Origin of the sequence: Rhodococcus sp. 06-221-2, assembly GCF_002258365.1 — a bacterium.
Lineage (GTDB): Bacteria > Actinomycetota > Actinomycetes > Mycobacteriales > Mycobacteriaceae > Rhodococcoides > Rhodococcoides fascians.
Map to the genome: position 1 here is coordinate 294,582 of NZ_NOYJ01000035.1, position 16,126 is coordinate 310,707.

The 16,126-nt window shown below is 62.9% G+C and carries 20 protein-coding genes; 10 read left to right on the plus strand and 10 right to left on the minus strand.

Going from position 1 to position 16,126, the window contains the following annotated elements:
- Nucleotides 1-43 precede the first annotated feature (43 nt).
- Together CH281_RS23120 and CH281_RS23125 are read left to right on the plus strand one after the other, a co-directional pair.
- Nucleotides 44-715: a TetR/AcrR family transcriptional regulator gene (locus CH281_RS23120; RefSeq protein ID WP_027495550.1), complete on the plus strand. Its 672-nt coding sequence runs from the start codon at nt 44-46 to the stop codon at nt 713-715.
- Nucleotides 712-1,644 carry a TIGR01777 family oxidoreductase gene (locus CH281_RS23125; RefSeq protein WP_032366941.1) on the plus strand — a complete coding sequence of 311 codons (933 nt, stop codon included), beginning with the start codon at nt 712-714 and terminating at the stop codon, nt 1,642-1,644. The genes CH281_RS23120 and CH281_RS23125 overlap by 4 nt, the downstream gene beginning before the upstream one ends.
- Before the next feature lie 16 nt (nt 1,645-1,660).
- On the opposite strand, the gene CH281_RS23130 is transcribed toward CH281_RS23125, so the two are convergent.
- Genes CH281_RS23130 through CH281_RS23140 form a run of 3 tightly spaced genes read right to left on the minus strand, consistent with a single transcriptional unit; the run spans nt 1,661 to nt 5,108 of the window.
- Nucleotides 1,661-2,416: an SDR family NAD(P)-dependent oxidoreductase gene (locus CH281_RS23130; protein ID WP_048317602.1), complete on the minus strand. Its 756-nt coding sequence runs from the start codon at nt 2,414-2,416 to the stop codon at nt 1,661-1,663.
- Nucleotides 2,413-3,972 carry an AMP-binding protein gene (locus CH281_RS23135; protein ID WP_094695594.1) on the minus strand — a complete coding sequence of 520 codons (1,560 nt, stop codon included), beginning with the start codon at nt 3,970-3,972 and terminating at the stop codon, nt 2,413-2,415. The genes CH281_RS23130 and CH281_RS23135 overlap by 4 nt, the downstream gene beginning before the upstream one ends.
- An 11-nt stretch (nt 3,973-3,983) precedes the next feature.
- The gene (locus CH281_RS23140) at nt 3,984-5,108 is read right to left on the minus strand and encodes a DUF5938 domain-containing protein (protein ID WP_094695595.1); all 1,125 of its coding nucleotides are present in this window, start codon (nt 5,106-5,108) and stop codon (nt 3,984-3,986) included.
- A 225-nt stretch (nt 5,109-5,333) separates the two neighbouring features.
- Between CH281_RS23140 and CH281_RS23145 the strand changes: the two genes are divergently transcribed.
- The gene (locus CH281_RS23145; RefSeq protein WP_027495545.1) at nt 5,334-5,978 is read left to right on the plus strand and encodes a TetR/AcrR family transcriptional regulator; all 645 of its coding nucleotides are present in this window, start codon (nt 5,334-5,336) and stop codon (nt 5,976-5,978) included.
- On the opposite strand, the gene CH281_RS23150 is transcribed toward CH281_RS23145, so the two are convergent.
- The 6 genes from CH281_RS23150 to CH281_RS23175 all read right to left on the minus strand — a co-directional run bounded on the left by CH281_RS23150 (nt 5,965) and on the right by CH281_RS23175 (nt 10,750).
- Entirely contained in the window at nt 5,965-6,300 is a 336-nt protein-coding gene (locus CH281_RS23150; RefSeq protein WP_094695596.1) for a hypothetical protein, read from the minus strand. The genes CH281_RS23145 and CH281_RS23150 overlap by 14 nt on opposite strands.
- A 3-nt stretch (nt 6,301-6,303) precedes the next feature.
- Entirely contained in the window at nt 6,304-6,747 is a 444-nt protein-coding gene (locus CH281_RS23155) for a hypothetical protein (protein ID WP_094695597.1), read from the minus strand.
- Nucleotides 6,748-6,774: 27 nt separating this feature from the next.
- Nucleotides 6,775-7,344 (minus strand): cysteine hydrolase family protein, encoded by a 570-nt coding sequence (locus CH281_RS23160; protein WP_256984000.1) that lies wholly within the window; start codon nt 7,342-7,344, stop codon nt 6,775-6,777.
- 258 nt (nt 7,345-7,602) lie between these two features.
- Complete coding sequence (locus CH281_RS23165) at nt 7,603-8,076, minus strand: DIP1984 family protein (RefSeq protein ID WP_094695785.1); 474 nt, start codon at nt 8,074-8,076, stop codon at nt 7,603-7,605.
- Nucleotides 8,077-8,276: 200 nt separating this feature from the next.
- Nucleotides 8,277-9,455 (minus strand): Nramp family divalent metal transporter, encoded by a 1,179-nt coding sequence (locus CH281_RS23170; protein ID WP_032386797.1) that lies wholly within the window; start codon nt 9,453-9,455, stop codon nt 8,277-8,279.
- Nucleotides 9,456-9,808: 353 nt separating this feature from the next.
- Nucleotides 9,809-10,750, minus strand: a complete 942-nt coding sequence (locus CH281_RS23175; protein ID WP_027495540.1) for a dihydrodipicolinate synthase family protein — start codon at nt 10,748-10,750, stop codon at nt 9,809-9,811.
- 246 nt (nt 10,751-10,996) lie between these two features.
- Between CH281_RS23175 and CH281_RS23180 the strand changes: the two genes are divergently transcribed.
- From CH281_RS23180 to CH281_RS23195, 4 genes are all read left to right on the plus strand, one after another.
- Nucleotides 10,997-12,031: a LacI family DNA-binding transcriptional regulator gene (locus tag CH281_RS23180; RefSeq protein ID WP_032383151.1), complete on the plus strand. Its 1,035-nt coding sequence runs from the start codon at nt 10,997-10,999 to the stop codon at nt 12,029-12,031.
- Nucleotides 12,032-12,096: 65 nt separating this feature from the next.
- Nucleotides 12,097-13,425: a glycosyltransferase 87 family protein gene (locus tag CH281_RS23185; protein ID WP_094695598.1), complete on the plus strand. Its 1,329-nt coding sequence runs from the start codon at nt 12,097-12,099 to the stop codon at nt 13,423-13,425.
- 33 nt (nt 13,426-13,458) lie between these two features.
- A complete protein-coding gene (locus tag CH281_RS23190) occupies nt 13,459-13,917 on the plus strand; it encodes a hypothetical protein (RefSeq protein ID WP_094695599.1) in 459 nt (152 codons plus the stop codon).
- Nucleotides 13,918-14,042: 125 nt separating this feature from the next.
- Nucleotides 14,043-14,417 (plus strand): PLD nuclease N-terminal domain-containing protein, encoded by a 375-nt coding sequence (locus tag CH281_RS23195; protein ID WP_027495537.1) that lies wholly within the window; start codon nt 14,043-14,045, stop codon nt 14,415-14,417.
- Between the two features lie 41 nt (nt 14,418-14,458).
- Here CH281_RS23195 and lepB read toward each other — a convergent pair whose 3' ends face one another.
- Nucleotides 14,459-15,199: a signal peptidase I gene (gene lepB, locus CH281_RS23200; protein ID WP_094695600.1), complete on the minus strand. Its 741-nt coding sequence runs from the start codon at nt 15,197-15,199 to the stop codon at nt 14,459-14,461.
- A 41-nt stretch (nt 15,200-15,240) separates the two neighbouring features.
- Here lepB and CH281_RS23205 point away from each other — a divergent pair, with 41 nt between their 5' ends.
- Genes CH281_RS23205 through CH281_RS23210 form a run of 3 tightly spaced genes read left to right on the plus strand, consistent with a single transcriptional unit; the run spans nt 15,241 to nt 16,104 of the window.
- Nucleotides 15,241-15,432: a hypothetical protein gene (locus tag CH281_RS23205; protein ID WP_094695601.1), complete on the plus strand. Its 192-nt coding sequence runs from the start codon at nt 15,241-15,243 to the stop codon at nt 15,430-15,432.
- Complete coding sequence (locus tag CH281_RS27015; RefSeq protein WP_179274268.1) at nt 15,432-15,572, plus strand: hypothetical protein; 141 nt, start codon at nt 15,432-15,434, stop codon at nt 15,570-15,572. Before CH281_RS23205 ends, CH281_RS27015 begins: the two co-directional genes overlap by 1 nt.
- Nucleotides 15,573-15,618: 46 nt before the next feature.
- On the plus strand, nt 15,619-16,104 hold the full coding sequence (locus tag CH281_RS23210; RefSeq protein ID WP_094695602.1) for a hypothetical protein: 486 nt from the start codon (nt 15,619-15,621) through the stop codon (nt 16,102-16,104).
- Nucleotides 16,105-16,126 lie beyond the last annotated feature (22 nt).

Here is a 16,126-nt window from a genome sequence, read left to right on the forward strand (position 1 = left end):
TCTACCGTCCTTTTTGAACACGTTCAGAAAACGAGGTGACCGCATGGCCCGCACATCCGAGACGCGCGACAAGCTGGTCGAAGTGGCTCTTCGGCTGTTTCGCGAAGAGGGGTTCCAGGCCACCACCATGCGCCGGATAGCCGACGAGGCCGGCGTGTCGCTCGGCAATGCGTACTACTACTTCGCGGGCAAGGACGAACTGGTCAACGAGCTGTACGTGGTGATCCAGCGCGATCACCGCGAACGTGCGGAGCAGGTCATCACCCAGGGCGGGTCACTGTCGGAGAACCTGGCCGCGGTTCTGCATTCCGGCTTGGACGTCCTGACGCCGTATCACGCGTTCGGCGGCGCGTTCCTCCAACTGGCGCTACCGACGAGGTCCAGCTCCAGTCCGTTCTCCGAGGAATCCTCCGACGCCAGAGCCATGGCCATCGATCTGATGCGCACAACGTTGGATGCATCGAAGCAGAAGGTGCCCGCGTCGCTGAACGATGCACTCCCGCTGCTGCTCTGGATGATCTACATGGGCGTCACGCTGCATTGGGTCACCGATTCGTCCGACAACCAGGCTCGTACCCGCACTCTGGTCGACGGGCTCGTGCCCGTCGTATCCAAGGCGGTTCGTCTCGCCCGACTCCCGGTTGCGCGCGGCCTGGTAGCCGATGTCGCCGGTCTCCTGAAACGAATGACCTCTCCTGAAGGGTTGAGCCAATGACCGATTCACCATCGACCGTCGTTCTGTGCGGTGCCTCCGGCTACATCGGCGGGTATCTGCGTAGCTACTACGAGGAACGCGGTATCGGCGTCAGGACGGTCGGACGCGGATCGTCCAGCGATGCACCATGGTCCGACCATCGCGGCCTCGTCGAGGTCCTGAACGGGTCCGATCTGGTGGTCAACCTCGCCGGCCGCTCGGTGAGCTGTCGCTACAACAAGACCAACGCCGATGCGATCATGTCGTCGCGGATTCAGACCACAGCCCAGCTCGGGCGTGCCTTGGCACAAGCACACAATCCGCCCGCGCTGTGGGTCAACGCGAGCACCGGAACCATCTATCGCGATGCCCGCGACAGGTCGATGAGCGAACGGGACGGCGAACTGGGATCGGGCTTCTCGGTCGAGGTGGCCAGATCGTGGGAACGCGAACTGTTCGACGCCGATGTGTCGATTCGCCGAGTGGCACTGCGGTTGTCGATCGTGTTGGGCGCAGGCGGTGGGGCGATCAACCCCATCATCGATCTGGCGCGAGTGGGTTTGGGTGGCCGCATGGGTGATGGCGGCCAGATGTTCAGCTGGGTGCACGTCGATGATGTCGCTCGGACTCTCGACCATCTGTACGCCACCTCGGACATCGCCGGACCTGTCAACGTGGCGACACCGTTCCCGGTGACCAACGAGGTTCTCATGCACCAGGTTCGATCTGCTCTCGGTCGCGATCACGGACTGGCGACGCCGGCATGGCTGCTGAAGCTGGGCGCACGGGTGATCCGAACCGAACCCGAGCTGGTCCTCAAGAGTCGGTGGGTCGAGCCGCAGGTGTTGACCGACAGCGGGTTCGACTTCCGATACCCGACGCTGGAGGGTGCGTTGGCCGACATCGCATCTCGGACGCGACCCGGCCTGCTCCCCGTCGCCCTCGGCTGACGGGGAGCTCCGAGCGCTACACCAGGGACGCCGAGAGGCCGCCGTCCAGAATGTAGTGACTGCCCGTGATCCATGTTGCGCGGTCCGAGGCGAGGAACAGCGTCACTTCTGCGATGTCCTCGGGTGTTCCCAGCCGTCCCTGCTTGGCGGCGACGAGATCGCCGAACGGGACCTGAGTTGCCGCTTCGAAGTCCGGAACGAGGCGTTCGACCATGGCGGTATCGGCGAAGCCGGGGCACACGGCGTTCACGCGTACGCCTGCGGCACGCATCTCGATGGCCGCGACGCGTGTCAGCTGAATGACGGCTGCCTTTGTGGCGCAGTACGACCCGAGCAGCGCCGTGCCGCCGACACCGGCCAGCGATGCGATGTTGACGATGTTGCCCTTCGACTCGACGAGCGCACCGATCGCCGCTTTCATCACCAGGAATGTGCCCCGCACATTGACGGCGTAGATCTTGTCGAAACTCTCCGTGGACTGCTGCAGCAACGGGGACGAGACCTCGATGCCCGCGTTGTTGACGACGATGTCCAGTCCGCCCAGAATCTCGACCGCGCCGGCGACGGCTCGCTGTACCTGGCTCTCGTCGGAGACATCGCAGTTGGCGGTGCCCTCGGCACCGATTTCCTGGGCCGTCGTCGCTGCGACACCTTCGTCGATGTCACTGACCACGACGCGCGCGCCCCGCTCGATGAACATCCGGGAGATGGCCTTTCCGATTCCGGCACCGGACCCGGTGACGAAGACTCGTTTGCCCTCGAACTCGCTCATACTGTGCTTCCCTTCGCTGGTGACGGTGCAGACATCGTGCTTCGTACTTCGGTCTTGAGGATCTTTCCCACCTTCGAGCGGGGCAGATCGCTCCATATCTGAATCTCTTTGGGAGCCTTGACACTCCCGATCCGTGCCTTGACGTGTGCGATCAGATCCTCGGGGGACGCGTCGCGACCGGGGCGCAGAAGCACTGCAGCCGTGACTCGTTCACCCCACTTGTCGTCGGGAAGGCCGACGACTGCGCATTCCTTCACCGAGGAATGCGACAGCAGGGCCTGTTCCACCTCAGCCGAGTACACGTTGAATCCTCCGGTGATGATCATGTCCTTGGCACGATCGACGACGTAGAGGTAGCCGGCTCGATCGAGGTACCCGATGTCTCCGGTGTGGTGCCAGCGATGAGCGCCGACTTCGGCTGTGGCATAGGGATTCTGGTGATAGCCCTGCATCACGAGAGGTCCTCGGACCACGATCTCGCCGCGATCCCCTCGATCGAGCAGGCCGCCGTCCTCGTTCATGATCGCCACCGTCGTCAGCGGCGTCGGCTTGCCCGCCGAGGTCAACCGTTCGACCGCGATGGAACCGTCACTCCGGAAGTGATCGGCCGGTGCGAGCGTCGCGATCATGTTCGGTGCCTCGGTCTGCCCGAAGAGCTGCCCCAGCACCGGCCCGATTCGGGTCAGTGCCTCCTCCAACCGGGTTGGCGACATCGGCGCAGCCCCGTACCAGAGGCATCGGAGCGACGACAGATCCCGCGTACCGAGGTCGGGATGGTCGAGCACCCCGTAGATGACCGTCGGCGGCAAGAATGCGTGCGTGATCCGGTGCTGCTCGATGAGTGAGAGAAACTCTCCGATGTCCGGAGCCGGCATCACCACCACGTGGCCACCCAGGCTCAGGATGGGGAATGTCAGTACCCCCGCCGAATGGGTCAACGGTGCCAGTGCGAGGTATCGGGGCCGGTCCCCGAACGGATAGCTCATCAGTGCCGTAGCCGTCGACGTCATCATGTTCTCTTCGGTGAGTCTGACGCCCTTCGGTTTTCCCGTCGTTCCGCCGGTTCCGGCGATCATGGCGAGCCCGTCGGCCGGTCGCCTGTCGACGACCGAGTCCGAGCGGTGTTCGACGAGCCATCGGTCGTACGACAGTGCTCCCGGCACGTCGCCGTCCAGGCAGACGAGCCACTCCAGTTGCGGCAGGTGGTCTTTGATGCGGCCGACCAGATCCGCGAATGCTTTCTGGAAGAACAGGAATCGGCACCCGAACAGATCGAACAGTTGACGATTCTCGTCGGCCTCGTTTCGCGGGTTGATCGGACACCACACTGCGCCTGCGCGGGAGATCGCAAAAACGCAGGTCAGGGCGAGAGGGTCATTGCCGGAGAGCACCGCAATACGATCCCCGGTCTCGATACCGTTGTGTTGCAACGCTCCGGCGATGGACACCGTGTCGTCGTACACCTCGCCGTAGCTCTTCGTGGTGTCACCCATCGTCAGGCAGGGGGCGTCTCGGCCCAGGGACATGCCCTTGTCGAGGTAGTCGGATAGCCGCATCGGCCGGGTCCTCAGCTGTGTGCTGTGACGACGGGGTCGAGCACCAGACCGAAGGCGCGGAGCACGCCGAGCAGTTCGCGGTGTCCGAATGCCTGGCAGCTCGAGGCGAATCCGACCTTCTTGGGCGGCCCCTGCAATGCGTGTGCTGCCGCGAATGCGTTGAGCAGAGCGGTCTGCTTGTAGTTGCAGTTGCCGTGAATCACCGTGTGCACGCGGCCGAGTGGGCCCGATGCGTAGACCGAGTCGAGGGAGGTGTTGATACGGGGATTCTCCCGCGGCGGTGTCTCACTGCGCACCGACGCCGACACCGTATCGATGATGTCGTACTTCTCGGCGTCGGTCTTGCCTTCCATCTGCGCCATTGCGCCGGCGATGATCTGAGGCACGGCGAGCATAAGCGGCTTGTTCATCACCCCGCCGTAGGCGCGTGCGTTCGCGACTCGGGGATCGTTCTTGAACCACACCGGATGCGACGTACCGCCCCACGGCAGCGCCAAGCCCAGATCGTGCTGGCCCGGCACGACCACCTGGAACACCCCGTCGTCGGGCCATTCCACGTACTCGTTCTGTTCGAGGTAGTACGCCTTGGAGAAGGCGGCATTGGTGAGGATGGTGTTGGTCGACGCGACCGTCGGATGTCCCTTCCAGAAGACCTCGATGTCGAGGGTGTCGAGACCCGGGGTCTCGAGGCAGATGTTGGCTGCGATCTCGCCGATGCTGTACATCTGCGCCAAACCCGGTGTCAGAACGATGTTTCGGGCGGCGAATTCTGCGCCGTACTTCTTCTCGGCATCGATGATCCAGTCCTGCTCACCGGTGGTGTCGGTGTAATGCGCACCGATCTCGATGCATGCCTGTGCCACCTCGTGTCCGAACCGCGAGAACGGACCGACCGTGTTGAGCACGATCTCGGCTCCTCGAAACGCTCCTGCCAGTGCGGAAGCCGTGTGCTCGACCTCCACAACGTCGTACTCGACCGTCTCGACGCCGGGGACGGCGTCGACGATGCCCTTGACTCGACTTTCGTCGCGGCCGGCGGCCAGGAAGGGAATGTTGTACTCGCGCAGGTATTCGCAGATCAGTCGCCCGGTGTATCCCGATGCCCCGTAGACGACGACGCGCTTGTCGGTTGGCATGAAGAGTCCTCTCGTGATCGGCCGTCGTCGGACGGGCCGAGGTTGGTCGAGCCGTGAAGCACCGGAGGCAGGTGTGCATCCACCCCTCTGACGTGTGCTGCGGATCACACTAAGTTAGAATTTGTACACACGTCAAGGTTTTTCTTGACGACTGCCCAGAATCCGGTTTTCGACGGCTCGGGCATACACTGATCAGCGAAACGCCGCGCGGAAAGGACACCGAACATGACCCAGACGGTCGATCCGCGCGCGCGCATCGAGGAACGCGCCCGCAACAAGTTCGAGTCCAAGCGAACCGAGCTGGCCGAGGCGACGCTCCACACGCTGGCCGAGCTGGGGTACGCCCGCACCTCGTTGCGGGAGATCGCGCAGAACTCCGAGTACTCGCACGGCGTTCTGCACTACTACTTCACCGACAAGCTCGACCTCATCACCCACGCAGTTCGCCAGTACGAGGCCATCTGCGTCACCCGGTACGACGAGGTGGTGGCCAACGCCGTCGACGCCCCCGGCCTGTACGCGGACTTCGAGACGAAGTACTTCGCCACCCTGGTGGCGGACGCCGGAATTCATCGACTCTGGTACGACCTCCGCAACCAAGCCCTGTTCGACGGTTCCTTTCGAGGCGACGTCCTGGACATCGAGGAACGTCGCGAAGACATGATCTGGCGCGTGGTGACGAAGTACTGCGAACTACGCGGCTCCGAATCCGCCCTCGACCGCCCCTCCGCCTACATCCTGCTCGACGGGATCTTCCAACGCGCCTTGCTGCACCATCTGGCGGGCAACACATCCGAAGTCGACGCAGCCCGAGCGCAATTGACGGCCGCGTTCGCGTTGTTGGACCATCCCAACGTCACGACTTCTTGACCTTCTCCAACGGGTAACCGCCGACCACCACGACGACGAAGACGTAAGCAGCCAGACCGGCCAGCTCCCAAGTCGTTCTTTCACGGTGAAAGTCGGAGCCGATCCATACGATTGGCACCACAGCCATCACGGAACTGACCGTGCACCAGATTCCGACCGATCGATTGGCTCGTGCACGCAGTCGGGGTGACGATTTCACCGCGTCCGACACTCGTGCACCGTAGTAGTCGGGATTCGTTGCCCTGCCGCGGAATCCGACGGATGCCGCGTACGCGAACACGACGAACCACAGCATGAGCATCAGTATCAGCACGGTGTTCATGGGTTATGTTGCGGACGCTCGACGTCGACTCTTCAGTGCGCGATGGTTACGAATCGTGTTGGAGCAAGCCCACGCCGCAATGAGCGGCACCAGGAATCCGGCTGATCCGGTAGCGGTCACGAACACCAGAACAACGACGGCGTAGGCAATGAGTGTCACCACCACCGCGTCGACTTTCCGCCCGATCGACGACCCCGGTGTGACGACGATTCCTGGGAACCTCGGAGAGTCGGCCAGTGCGCGAACTGCCGCAATACACGCGGCGAGACCGCCCACAATCATGAACGAGAACAGCAACACTTCACCGAAGCCCGTGTCGGCCCAATCTATTCGTGGGTCGAAGATCCCGTGGATCAGCGATGAGAGGGTCGGCACCGACGCGAAGTACCCCAGATACAGCAGCACAATGGGTCCCGCGAGCCCTGCTACTGCTCCCCGATCGGCCATACCGAACGGTATCAAATTGGGGCGACGTCAGCGGGAAGTTATGTCTTTCGTTTCGATCACCGTCGCGAACTCGCCATGCAGGTTGGTGGCCGTGATGGCAGACAGTGTTGCGGCAGGTACGACTGTCCCGTCGGGCGCGACGCGATCGAAGGTATGCGTCGCGTCTATGACGAAGTAGGTGTCGTAGCCGAGATTCCCGGCCATCCTCGCGGTGGTCTCGCAACAGTGATTGGTGGTGATTCCGCAGATGACCACCTGGTCGATGTCCTCGCCGCGTAGCCAGGCGTCCAGATCGGGAGTTCCGTAGAAGCTCGAATTGACGCGTTTGCGAACGAGCAGATCCGGAGTCCCGTCGAGCATGTCCTTGAAGCGATGCCCGTCCTGCGTCGGCGACAACGGCGACTGTGGATTGTCGGAATCGTGCTGAACGAATACCATCGGCCAAGCCTTGGACCGCCAGAACTGGACGAGCTCAGCAATATTGGCCTCGCACGACGGGTTGTCCCGCGGACCCCAGAATTCCGAATCGTCGAAACCGGCCTGCACATCGACGACGATCAGTGCAGGTCGGCTGAGGGACATCGATAGAGCCGTCATTCTGACCAGACTAGTCGCGAACACAGGCGCAAACCATCATGCCGGGTGGCCCCTTACCCACCCTCGCTTCCGTTCGATCAGCACACGGTAGTGCAAGGTATGCTGTGCACCGTTCTGCGTGAATTGTACTGAGCTGCACTGTGACCGAGTGAATGCCCGGAACGCTGCTCACCACGCAGGAGAAGGGCCGGAAGACCGCCGACCCGCGGTACGTGCTCGCCTCGACCGAAAACTACCTACTACCCGGCATGTGGCACGCTATTCGACTAGGTCGAACTCCCAATTGACGCGTTGGATCTCCAAATCCACCAACCGAATCTGCTTGGCAACATCATCTGCGGCAGAACGTAATTCGGCAACCGGAAGAGCTGCGACGTAGACCAATTCCGACCTCAGTTGACGTGGGCCGTATCTGTGCTCCTGGTTGCGTCCCGATGCTGCGTCCGAGGCCGCAGAGATCGCCTTGTGTCGCATACGCAGCACGTCGCGGGACGCGAGCGCATCGGTGATGGTTCCATCCCGCACCGCGGCAGCACTGTTGGTTCGGTTGATCCTACGGATGAGAACTTCGAGACGATCGAGCGCAGAATTATACTCGGACAACAAGATCCCTGCATCCTCAGCCGGTGATTCACCGTCTTGGTGGCGAGCGTTCGCCAGAATCCGAACCTTCAGATGTTCGGTGCGCTTGATCAGTTCCCCTCGTTCAGCGAGGGCCTCGGCAAGCTTCATGATCTGCACCTCTGTGTAGTGGAACCGGAGGTGGGATAGCTACGGGCGCTCATGCGCCTTTCGACGTGTCGAATGTGTTCATGACTCAAGAAGTACCACAGTTCTGTGGCCGGCGATAGGCCTGCTTTCAAGATCCGGTTGGGAAATCAGAACGCCCCGGGTGGATGCTCGTCGAGCACCCACCCGGGGTTTCAGTCGAATTATCGCGTCGCGAGTTCGTAGATTAGTAGTCCGGAGAGCGAGAGGATGGAGAGGAAGCCGAGACCTCCAATGATGTTCTTCCACCAGGTGTTGCGGAGTTCGCCCATCAGTTCTCGGTTGTTGCTCATGACGTAGAGCAGGAAGCCGAGGAACGGCGCGATCAGCACGGTCAACGCTTGCGCGAAGATTATGAGCTGCACAGGCGATTTGGTGAAGATCAGCGTGATGGCCAGTCCCCAGGCAAGGATGGCCGCGCTGGTGCGTTTGGCGGTCATTGTGCTGGGTGACGGGCCCTTGCCGAGTGCGTCCGAGAGCATCGTGCCGCCGGCGGTTGCGTTGGCGACCATGGCCGAGAAGGCAGCACCGGACAGGCCGAGGGCAAAAATGGTCGATCCGACGGGTCCGGCGATGGGCTCGAAAATCTTGGCGAGGCCGACGAGTGTCTGCGCTTCTGCATTCTGTCGACCGAGCACGGCCGCGGCGACGATGATTACCAGAGACGTCATGATTCCGGGAGCGATGATGCCGGGGATGGTGTCTGCGATGGTCGTCTGCTTGTACTGCGCGCGGGTGCGGCCGCGTTCGTGGGTGCCGTACGAGGTGAAGAAGGCGGCGTTGAGCGAGAAGTTGGTGCCCACCAAGGCCACGACGAGGAGCGCTCCTCCCGGGGGGATGCTGGGGACGACACCGCTGACCGCTTCGTACCAATCGGGCTTGGAGATGACGGCACTGATGATGAACGTGGCACCGAGGAGTCCGACGATGACCAACAGGACGCGCTCGACGGTGCGATAGACGTTGCGGAACAACAGGATCAGGCCGACGAATGCGGTACACACTGCCGACCAGATCAGCGGTGATCCGCCGAACACCATCGAAAGACCGAGGCCGGAGCCGACGGCGTTACCCACCGAGAAGCACAGCGTGATGATGAAGACGCCGAATCCCGCAGCGACGCCGACCTTCTGGCCGAGGACGTCTTTGACGGAGCTGATCATCGATTTCGGGGTGCGAATGCCGAGCCGGACACTCATGTCCGCGTACACCAGCATGAACACCGTCGAGAGCACGATGACCCAGATCAGGCTGTAGCTGTACTTGCTGCCGGCTTCGACGGCGCTGGCGAGGTTGCCGGGGCCGAATTGCCATGCACCGGCGATGAATGCGGGGCCGGCCATCGCGATGGTGCTCAGGAAGGCTTTCCATTTGCCGGAGCGGGGTGCGGGAGTTTGCGAAGTTCGCACGGCTGCGGACGGTACCACCGGTGTTGCGTGGTGCTGACTCATTGCGAGCCCTTTCTCGAAGCACTTTTCGAGCCGGCGACGTGGCGCACGTCTGCTGTCGGCCTGATGTGGCAAGGGGCGAATACGTGGGGTGGATCTGATGCAGAGCTCGGCAGTCCAACCGAACGGACTCGACCCGGTCCGCGTGTGCGGTGATGCATGCCGAAAGAAGTGGTGCTCGGTGCCCTTCCGGGCCGTAGCGGCTACTACGGAAGGGCACCGAGGGTAGGGAGTGACCGTCGACCGGGTCAGACCAGCGCAGGTACTACCGAGCCGAGGTTCGCGGAATCGAGTGCCGCTGCGATCTCCTCGTGGGCACCCGCAGCGAGCGGAAGCAATGGTGAACGCACGGTGGCGTGTTCGAGAATGCCGCGGTGCACGAGGCCTTCCTTGAGGGCGACGGTGCCTTCCATGTGGGATCCGCGGTGGTAGACGTTCGCGGTGACGGGCAGCAGACGGTCGTGAATGGCGCGCGCGGCCGGGTAGTCCTTGGCCTTGCCTGCCGCGATGAGCTCGACGAGCGGCTCGGGTGCGAGGCCGCCGTACCCCACCAGCAGGCCGTCGACGTCGAACATGGTGTGCAGCAGGTACTCGTCGTGGCAGCTGAGGATCTGCAGTTCGGGGTTCTCCTTGCGCAGCACCGGAATCTCGCGATCCCAACGACGCATGTTCCGGACACCGTTCTTGGTGGCGAAAACGCCCTCCTGAGCGGCAATTTCGAGCTGGGTGTCGAGGTTGTACGTCGCCTTGGTGACGTCGGGGTACTGGAACAGGATGAGCGGCAGGCCCGAGCCTTCGTACAGTGCCTTGTACCGGTCCTGCGGCGCACCGTCCTGGTATCCGAATCGCAGCCATCCGTGCGAGGGGTAGACCAGGCCGGCGGATGCGCCGGCGTCGACTGCACGCTTGGCTTCTTCGACGGATACCGCAGTGCCCTCACCGGTGATGCCGGCGACGATCGGGAGCTTGCCGTCCACCGAATCGCGGAACGCACCGATGACCTTGGCCTGCTCGGCCTGCGTGAGGAACGTGCCCTCGCCTGCATGGCCGAGGACGACCAGGCTCTTGACCCCGTCGACACTGCCGAGCCACGACCCGAGTCGCTGTATCGCGTCGTAGTCGACCTCGCCGTCGCGGGTGAAGGGCGTGATCGGTGCCGGGCTGAGTCCGCGGAGATCGAGTGAATTCATGGTGACGTCCTTTTCGAGAGGCGGTTGGGAACGTTGTCGGGAACGTTTGCACGACGCTAAACCCGCGACCCCAAATGTGTCAACCATCACTTCGTTGACCGAGAGGTGACAGGGCTCGCACCCGGCACCGACCCCTCATGCAACACTTCATGCAAACGTTCCTGGGACGTTTGCATGTGCGATCAGCTGGGGATCGGTAAGTTCGGTCCTGTCGTGCGATCGGGCCGATCGATCAAGGAGGTGTGGATGCGTCCCACTCGAACCGGGCTCTCGGCGGAACGAACGGACGTCGTCACGCTCCGCGACGTCGCCAAGGCGGCGGGCGTCAGTGTGTCGACGGTCAGCCGCGTGCTCGACGACCGCGTCGCCCCCTCCCGTACCGCGACAGCCGTCCGGGTGCGAGAGATCGCCGAGCAGCTGGGCTATCGGCGCAACACGTTCGCGTCCAACCTCAGGCGCGGTGCAACGGCGACCATCGGAGTGTTGGTTCCCCGCCTGTCCGACACCGTCATGGCCCTGATGTTCGAGGCGATCGATCGGGCCGCGGGCAAAGACGGCTATCACGCCATCGTCGCGACCAGTGGCGACGACCCCACCGACGAGTGGAACGCCGCGCAGTCCCTGCTCGAACGCAATGTGGACGGCGTCGTTCTCGCCACCAGCCGAACCGACGATCCTCTCCCCAGCCACCTGCGCGACAACGGCATTCCGCACGTTCTCGTCCTACGAACCGACGGCAAGAGTCCGTCGTCCATCGGCGACGACGAGACAGGCGGGTACCTGGCAGTTCGACACCTCATCGATCTGGGCCACACCGACATCGCGGTTCTGACCGGCCCGCTGTTCACCTCCAGCGCCGTCGGACGGCTCGCGGGTGCCCGACGTGCTCTCGACGAGGCCGGCGTGTCACCGAGGTCGGAGTGGACGGTGGAAACCGGTTACGGAATCGAAGCGGGCGCGCGCGCAGGACACGAATTGTTCGACGCCACAGAACGTCCCACCGCGGTGTTCGCGGCCAACGACAATCTGGCCCTCGGTGTGTTGTCCGCAGCTCACCGCCACAATCTGGCCGTCGGCGTGGACCTGTCACTCGTCGGATACAACGACATTCCCCTCGCCCAATTGCTGCCGGTGCCGTTGACGTCGGTGCGTACCGCGTTCGATCAGATCGCCGGCACCGCGATGGATCTGCTGATCAACGGAACCGACGACTCGGCGGCCGTACACAAAGCGCTCCCCACCCTGATACCCAGGCAATCGTCGAGCCGAGCAATCCGCTGACAAAACGTACCGGTCTGTCCGTGTCGAGTTCCTTGTATCAGGTACAACGATCTATCGTGTAGGCCATGACGACGTCCAGTTTTCGTCCGCTCTACGCGCGGTCAGACTCGGACGTGCGCGCAGAGAACGCCCAGGAGACGGCCATCCGGGAGACGCAGCCGGAAGTGCACGCGACGGGCGCTGGCCGGCTCGGTTGGCGCTGGTTCCTCGCGTCGGCCATCGCCGCGTGCGTCGCGGTCGTGGCGCACGCCTACTTCTTGGGATGGACGACCCCCTTCGGTCTGTTCGGCAACGGAATCGACACCATCGTCTATCGACACGGTGCGTACGTCGTTCAGCATGGCGAACCGCTGTACGAGTTCGCATTGTTCGACATCGGCCTACCGTTCACCTACCCGCCCTTCGCAGCGTTGGCCTTCGCCCCGCTCGCCCTCCTCTCGGTCACGAGCGCTGTGACGGTGGTCCAGGCGATCAATCTGTTGCTGATCTACGTGGCCGTGGTCGCGAGCTGGCGCGCGCTCGGATATCGCAGCGCAACAATGTATCTCGTCAGTGTCGGATTGGCAGTGGCGCTCACTTGGCTCGAGCCCGTCCGCATGACCATCTGGCTCGGCCAGATCAATGTGCTCTTGCTGGTTCTCGTTCTGCTCGATCTCACCCGCGGCGAGGGCAGTCGACTCCGCGGTGTGGGGGTCGGCATCGCTGCAGGACTGAAACTGACGCCCGCATTCTTCGTGCTTCATCTTCTCGCACAGAGACAGTGGCGAGCAGCCGTCACGGCGATCGCCGCGTTCACGGTGACTGTTCTTGCCGGGCTGATCGTCATTCCTGCGGATTCGTGGAGATTCTGGACGTCGACGATGATCGACTCGGAACGAATCGGCGCACTCGCCTCACCCGCCAACCAGTCGATCCATGGCGCGTTGGCTCGACTGTGGCCGGGCAATACACCTCCATTTGCCGTGTGGCTGGTGCTCGCCATCGTTGTCGCCGCCCTGGCGCTGTGGGTGGCGGCACGCGCACAGGCAGCCGGAAAGACGTTGCTGGCCCTGACGATATGTGGAATGGCGACTCCGATGGTCTCGCCTTTCGCGTGGGGTCATCACTGGGTGTGGTGCATTCCGCTGACCGTCCTCGCTCTCGACTACGCCAACCGACACCGAACCTGGTGGAGTTGGCTGGCCCCGATCGCCGTGACCACGCCGATGATTGCCTGGTACTTCACCGACTACCGCGGCATCAAGGCCATCGGTATCTTCATGTTCGAGGGCTCCCCCGCCTTCGAATTCGCCGTCCAATTCACCTATCCCGCGGTGTTTCTGACGACCCTTGTCGTTGTTCTCGTCGGCTCGAGGATCAGGCCCACTGCGGGCCGTGACGATGCTCGCCAATAGGCGCACACGCGTCCGCCCGATGTTGCTGCGTCCATGACCGATTCGTGGAAACTCCTCTGCGCGTCGGCAATTCTTGTTCTCCTCACGGCCTCGTGCGCCAGCGAGATCGGCAAGCCCAGGTCCATGGACAGCGATGAGGTGACGCACAATCTGCAACGCATAGCGTTCACCGTTCCGGATGGCTTCGAGTTCGCGCAGGGTGCGACACATTCGGAGTTCTCGGGTCGGCCCGCCTGGTCGGCTCGATTCGATGCACCGGACGAACTCGGTGACGGACTCACGCTATCGGCGGCCAACCCGTCCTATCCTCCGCTTCAGCCTTTCGCGTGCCAGACGGTGCCCCCGGGAAGCTGGGCGGGGGTGAACTTCACGTGTGAGCCGGAGATGCTGACCACCTTTGTTGGGCCGAAGAGCACGCCAGATCCGGTGACCGTCCTGCTCACCGGGGATGGGCAGCGATCATCTCTGTACATCTACTGCCCAGGACATTGACGCGACATCCGACCGCGTCCGAGCCCCACCCAGATTTCCAAACCGACTCGTCTGTCGAAATCGCGAGGACAGCGCTACGATCTTCGATACAACGGACCGAGCGGTCTTGGACATGGAGGGACACAATGCCGTATTTCGGTTTGCTGGTCATGCTGCTGTGGGTGTTCTGTCTGATCGACGCGATCACCGCAGACGAGGGTGGCATCCGCTATCTGCCCAAGATCGTCTGGATTCTGCTCATCGTTTTCCTCCCGTTCGCTGGGTCGTTGGCCTGGCTCGTTGCGGGCCGACCCGTCGGTGCCGGGATCTGGGGAGGTGCCGGCGGGTCCGGTTACGGTCGCGCGAGCAACTCCGCGTACCCCGAGTACGAGACGCGGCCGGGCCGTCAGGCCGCCCAGAATCCGGATGCGGACGCCGAGTTCCTCCGGCAATGCCGCGAACGCGCCGAGGAACAGCGGCGCATCGAACGCGAGCGTCGTAAGCGCGATCTCGGGTTCTGAAGACGCTGCTACTCGACGGGATCGTGGGAATGCGTAGTCGATCAGCGCTGTATCGCAGGCGAGTCGATAACTCCCCATCTCGACGGTGGCAGCACGATGAATCTGGCCTTGCCTATCACGTTCTCGATGGGGACCGTTCCGCCCAGTTCGTCACGGGAGTGTGCCCTCGAATCTGCTGAGCCGCTTCGATTGTCGCCCATCATCCACAGATTGCCGGACGGTACGGTCACCGGCCCGAAACAGCGACCGGACTGCGGAACTGTTGCGCAGGTGAGTGTGTCCGCGTCGTAGGGGAAGTCGAACGCGATGTAGGGCTCGTCGAGCGGCTGCCCGTCGACCTCGACTCTTCCTTGCACATCGCAACACTGGACGGTTTGCCCGCCTGTTGCGATCACCCGTTTCACGAGGTCGTTCTCGTCGGGCGCGACGAGTCCGGCCCACGATCCCGCGTCCTGCAACGCCTTCACTCCTGCGTTGCTCGATCGGCTCGACGTGTATCCCCTGTTCCACGACTCCGTCGGAGCCTTGAACACCACCACATCACCCGGCTGCGGATCTCCGAATCGAAACGTCATCTTGTCCACCACGATTCGATCGCCGGTACAACCGGGACAGCCGTGCAGCGTGGGTTCCATGGACTGCGACGGGATGAGATAGACACGGCCGACAAAAGTTTGCAGCAGCACACTCAGTAACAATGCGACCACGACCAGAACCGTCAACTCTCGTAACCAGGACGGCACCCGACGACGGGTCGCATCGGAATTCGCAGCGGCAGTCATACCAGCAGCCTAGGGCCACAAGTTTGCGTATCGTACTGAGCATGTTGTTTCTCGGCCTCCTGATCGCCGCCATCAGCGCGGCCATGATGACTGTCGCGACGCTGCAGCTGTCACAGGTGAACGAGGGCCACTATCTGCCGATGACCATCGGCAAATTCGCAGTTCGTTCACCGTGGAAAGTGACGGCCTCCGACTGGGTGCGCAGGCCATCGCGGCCGTGGGTGCATGGATAGTGGCTGTAGCAATCCACAACCTGACGACTGCTCCTGCTGCCCTCGTGCTTCCAGCGGCGGCCCTGACCCTGCCGATCGCCATACCGGTACTGGTGATCACTGCCCAACACAACCGGCGCCTGACGACGTCGGGTATCTGAACCCGATTCACCTACCCACCATGCTGTTTCGGTTCATACTGGGCCGGTGAAACTTGTTGGAGTGAGCGCGGTCGCTGTGGTGTTGCTCGCCTGCGCCTGCTCCCCCGCCGAGGTGGACGAGCCGGAGTCGCCGGTCGCATTGATCAGCCCGACGCAATTCGCCTCTCCGCCACCGCCCATCACCGACGATGTGCCGACCGCAGCCCAGTTGACGGCTCTGTTCGCAGCGAGCGTGGACTACTCGATTCGCGAAGAAGATCGAGCTCGATTGTTCGACGGGCCGGCCGAGAACAACGTGCGGCTCGCACGTGCCTGGGGCGCTCAGCCGGATCCGCAACACATCGAGTTCACAACCGTCGCCGCGACCGGTCCCGATTCGGTGGAGGCCATGGGTGTCGGAACTTTCCGAAGCATGGACAGTTATCCCGTCGGACCGATGTCATTCGTGCGATACGACAATCAGTGGAGAGTTCCGCGTGATATCGCCTGCCTCTTGGTGGGCGCGTTCGACGGCCCTGACGCCTGTCGGTGAGCGTGTCCTCGGCGCGTTCACC

Excerpts from the sequence above, each read along its gene's own strand:
- CH281_RS23120 (WP_027495550.1), top strand. The coding sequence starts at position 44 with ATGGCCCGCACATCCGAGACGCGCGACAAGCTGGTCGAAGTGGCTCTT.
- CH281_RS23125 (WP_032366941.1), top strand. The coding sequence starts at position 712 with ATGACCGATTCACCATCGACCGTCGTTCTGTGCGGTGCCTCCGGCTAC.
- CH281_RS23130 (WP_048317602.1), bottom strand. The coding sequence starts at position 2,416 with ATGAGCGAGTTCGAGGGCAAACGAGTCTTCGTCACCGGGTCCGGTGCC.
- CH281_RS23135 (WP_094695594.1), bottom strand. The coding sequence starts at position 3,972 with ATGCGGCTATCCGACTACCTCGACAAGGGCATGTCCCTGGGCCGAGAC.
- CH281_RS23140 (WP_094695595.1), bottom strand. The coding sequence starts at position 5,108 with ATGCCAACCGACAAGCGCGTCGTCGTCTACGGGGCATCGGGATACACC.
- CH281_RS23145 (WP_027495545.1), top strand. The coding sequence starts at position 5,334 with ATGACCCAGACGGTCGATCCGCGCGCGCGCATCGAGGAACGCGCCCGC.
- CH281_RS23150 (WP_094695596.1), bottom strand. The coding sequence starts at position 6,300 with ATGAACACCGTGCTGATACTGATGCTCATGCTGTGGTTCGTCGTGTTC.
- CH281_RS23155 (WP_094695597.1), bottom strand. The coding sequence starts at position 6,747 with ATGGCCGATCGGGGAGCAGTAGCAGGGCTCGCGGGACCCATTGTGCTG.
- CH281_RS23160 (WP_256984000.1), bottom strand. The coding sequence starts at position 7,344 with ATGACGGCTCTATCGATGTCCCTCAGCCGACCTGCACTGATCGTCGTC.
- CH281_RS23165 (WP_094695785.1), bottom strand. The coding sequence starts at position 8,076 with ATGAAGCTTGCCGAGGCCCTCGCTGAACGAGGGGAACTGATCAAGCGC.
- CH281_RS23170 (WP_032386797.1), bottom strand. The coding sequence starts at position 9,455 with ATGGCCGGCCCCGCATTCATCGCCGGTGCATGGCAATTCGGCCCCGGC.
- CH281_RS23175 (WP_027495540.1), bottom strand. The coding sequence starts at position 10,750 with ATGAATTCACTCGATCTCCGCGGACTCAGCCCGGCACCGATCACGCCC.
- CH281_RS23180 (WP_032383151.1), top strand. The coding sequence starts at position 10,997 with ATGCGTCCCACTCGAACCGGGCTCTCGGCGGAACGAACGGACGTCGTC.
- CH281_RS23185 (WP_094695598.1), top strand. The coding sequence starts at position 12,097 with ATGACGACGTCCAGTTTTCGTCCGCTCTACGCGCGGTCAGACTCGGAC.
- CH281_RS23190 (WP_094695599.1), top strand. The coding sequence starts at position 13,459 with ATGACCGATTCGTGGAAACTCCTCTGCGCGTCGGCAATTCTTGTTCTC.
- CH281_RS23195 (WP_027495537.1), top strand. The coding sequence starts at position 14,043 with ATGCCGTATTTCGGTTTGCTGGTCATGCTGCTGTGGGTGTTCTGTCTG.
- lepB (WP_094695600.1), bottom strand. The coding sequence starts at position 15,199 with ATGACTGCCGCTGCGAATTCCGATGCGACCCGTCGTCGGGTGCCGTCC.
- CH281_RS23205 (WP_094695601.1), top strand. The coding sequence starts at position 15,241 with ATGTTGTTTCTCGGCCTCCTGATCGCCGCCATCAGCGCGGCCATGATG.